At 45.4% G+C, this 3,331-nt stretch carries 3 protein-coding genes and 1 pseudogene; all 4 read right to left on the bottom strand.

The features are described from left to right. On the bottom strand, nt 1-343 hold a 343-nt coding region (locus R1Y93_RS00585; RefSeq protein ID WP_500821234.1), incomplete at its 3' end, for a response regulator transcription factor. A 2-nt stretch (nt 344-345) separates the two neighbouring features. Further along, the gene (locus R1Y93_RS00580) at nt 346-489 is read right to left on the bottom strand and encodes a hypothetical protein (RefSeq protein WP_500821233.1); all 144 of its coding nucleotides are present in this window, start codon (nt 487-489) and stop codon (nt 346-348) included. A gap of 29 nt (nt 490-518) precedes the next feature. Beyond that, on the bottom strand, nt 519-2,669 hold the full coding sequence (locus R1Y93_RS00575) for an ABC transporter permease (RefSeq protein ID WP_500821232.1): 2,151 nt from the start codon (nt 2,667-2,669) through the stop codon (nt 519-521). Further along, a pseudogene (locus R1Y93_RS00570) lies at nt 2,659-3,331 on the bottom strand (ABC transporter ATP-binding protein); the annotation flags it as partial. The pseudogene R1Y93_RS00570 and the gene R1Y93_RS00575, both read right to left, overlap by 11 nt.

The following is a 3,331-nucleotide window of genomic DNA, read 5'->3' as shown; positions in this document are numbered from 1 at the left end:
GCAAAAGGGTGAGAAGTATTTTCCCCTCATTCTGCGGAAGAACATAAGATTTCTTTCCTGCATAGAGCGTAAAAGTGTTTGGATCAAGCAGGAAGCCGCCCCCGTTAAGCAATCCCTGCTGCATCTGTTCTTCTTTGCGGCGCAAGAGGTTTTTAATGCGGGCAAGAAGCCGTTCCGTGTTGCATGGCTTTGTTAGGTAATCGTCCGCCCCTAATCCCAAAGCGTGAAGCTCGTCCTGTAATTTATCTCTTGCAGTTAATATCAGCACAGTCCCAAGCTGTTTGGCCTTTACCTCTTTGCAGATTTCAAAGCCGGAGTGAAAAGGAAGATTGATGTCGAGCAAAATCAAGTCCGGGAAAGAGACATTATCTGTGATACGGCATTTTCAAAGTCAAGCAAAGGAACAGCGTCATATCCCGCTTTTTCCAACACATCAATCAATTCTTCCCGCATATATACATCATCTTCAACCACAATAATTTGCGCCAATATGAACACCTCCTTCCCGAATAAGCCCATTAAGCATTTGGCTTCCAATTTAATTTGCTGATTTCACGGTTTGCTGTCCGCGCAATAGCCACACCGTACAATGCAAGCATACAAACAACGACAAGCGCCATAACGAGCAGCATAGGATAAGACTGTTGCAGTTTTGCCATATTAGAGTATAGGTAATGCTGCATTGCGCAAATTCCGACTGTACCGCTGATACACGCAGGAAACAGCGGGAGCAGAAAATACCATAGCACCTGTTGGTTTATGGAACGCTTCATTTGTTCGCGTCGTGCGCCCAGAATAGAAAGTGTCGCATACCTTGCCTTTGTTTCTCGCATTTGGGTTAGGAATTGCAGGGCAAGTAGGGCGCAAGCGATAATTAGAAGCATAAAACCCATGTATAAGGTCGTGTAGCTGCCGGAAATGACATAAAATAGTTGCCGTCCGAAATTGTCCAAATAGCTTTCGCAGTACAGGCCAGAGGGCTTTAACAGGTCACGGGCTTCCATAATCGACACCATCAGGCCATCAGCTTCCACAGTTTCGCTCGGAATACAGAAATTGTGATAAACGGTAACGGTGTCTGGATTTACATATTCAGAATATACTTCATCGGAAACAATCAATGCGGTTATGATTTTTACGTTTTCATCCGCAGTCAAGCCTTTCATCGGCACAAACGGGATAAGCGTAATTGGCAGTCCGTCAATAGAAATCAAGACTTTACCATTAGCCCGTGCGTCCTCCGCAATCTGGTTCAACATGGTGGTGGTTTCTTCTTTTGTACTCCCCTGAAAATCCGGGTTAAGATAGAATACAGCTTCGTCGATTCCAAGAACGATAGTTTTTTCTCCAGCTGCTTCCAGCAATTCGTTATATGAAGATACGGGAATTAAAAATGGCGAAGCTCCCGTAGTATCAATACACCCTAAAAGGTTAAGCGCGGCTGGTTGATTGGGACTGAACTCATAGCTTGTAGCTCCTTGTGTGACGGGATCCTCTACTTCTGGCGGCAGATTCAAAACAACCTGTTCACGCAGCCAGGACCAATCTATAAAAGAGTTCGCTTTCACGGAAGCTGGGCGTTTCATTGTTCCTGTTTCCATGCGGCTCAAATCAGCCACATAGGGCTGCATTTGCTTACCCGAAAGGTATTTTTCAACAGTCGCTTCATTGCCCGTGACGGTAAAATCGTAAACAGAAGATCCCCGCGTCATTTGGTTCCCATACGACATAATGCGGGTTGATCCGTCCGCAATGAGCATGATAGTGAGCATAATCAAAATAGATGCAACACCGATTGAAATATACTTGTGGACTATATTTTCGTGTAACTGCCGCAGAGTGAAAATATATAGACCGTGTGTTGTGTTGCGTTTCACAGAAGCCGCCGCTGCGCTCAGCAAGCCTGCAAGCCCACGGATAAAAAGCATTGTTCCCACAATACCTAATATCACGGCAACAATTATCATCATACCGCCAGCAACCATGAAATACTTTAGGATTACCCAATATGCAAGCGTCAAAACTACCGCTCCGAGAATGAGGGAAAATAAGTTCCCACTCATTTTTCCAACTTGCTGTTTCTTCGCCATTTCTCCATAAAGGAGTTGGTGGATTTCTTTGTTGAATAGTTTTCCACAAAGGATGAACAACGCGACAACTTGAATCATTAGAAATCCAAGCGTTGTCAAGAGAACAGCGCTCACAGAAAAACTTGACTGATGTGCAATTATGCCGCGACCTACAAGCCGTGCCGTAGCAAGGCTGATTACCTCTGATAAAAAGCCGCCGCAGATCAGTCCGCCCAAAAGAGCCAGCAGTGATGTGATTAGCCCCTCTGCCATGATTTGAATAAACAAGTGTCGCTTTGTCATTCCAAACATCAGGTAAAGCCCTAATTCCCGGCTCCTACATTCAAGCTGATATTTGTTCGCAAAAATGACAAGGAAAAATACAAACAGCAGCGAAAAAAGATAAACCGTCGGCATTAGCATTGTCAGAAGTCGATTAACAGCGTCACTTTCGATTTCCTCCAAGAAGCGCATCACGTCCTGGCTTCCAAGGGAGAGGACGATATAAAATGTGGCTACAGCTGTAACCATAGTAAGAAAATAAATCAGGTTCTCACTACGGTTTCGTTTGGAGTTTCGCCACGCAAGGTTAAAGAACATTTGCACTCCCTCCTCCCATCTGTGCCATTACCTGTAAGATACGCGCATAAAATTCCTCCCGTGTTTCAGTCGGAATTTTCCGGCGCAGCTTTCATGGAAAATCACACCGTCCTGTATGAATAGGATTCTGGAACAAAAACTTGCAGCGTTCGGGTCGTGTGTTACCATCAAAATTGTGCGTCCGCGACCGTGATTGATCTCGCACAGTTTTTACCATAAGCAACCGCGCTGCCTTTGTATCCAATGCCCCAGTTGGCTCATCTCCCAAAGTGATATCGGGGTCGGAAATCAAACTGCGGGCGGCAGCGACGCGCTGTTTTTGACCACCTGACATCTGCGCCGGAAATTTGGAGAGCACATCCGTGATTCCAAAAAGTCCTGCAATGTCATTCAACTTCTTCTCCGCAGCAGATATATCTACATTATGGATAGAAAGCGGCAGCAGGATATTTTCTCTGCCAGTCAAGTTGTCAAGCAAAGCAAAATCCTGAAACAGATAGCCTATTTTATTGCCCCGATACTCAGCCAGTTTTTCGCTATCAAAGGAACTCACATTTGCGCCGGAAAGCAGGACTTGCCCGGAGGTCGGTTTAATAACCGTAGCAATGCAATTTAGCAGGGTCGTTTTTCCTGATCCGCTTGCGCCCATGATCCCCAAAAAT

Source organism: Blautia sp. HA3515 (genome assembly GCF_059933065.1).
The sequence above is the reverse complement of the archived record's forward strand: the minus strand, read 5'-3'. Positions and strand labels throughout refer to the sequence as shown.

Coding starts and splice junctions, on each gene's coding strand:
- R1Y93_RS00575 (WP_500821232.1), bottom strand. CDS start 2,669: ATGTTCTTTAACCTTGCGTGGCGAAACTCCAAACGAAACCGTAGTGAG.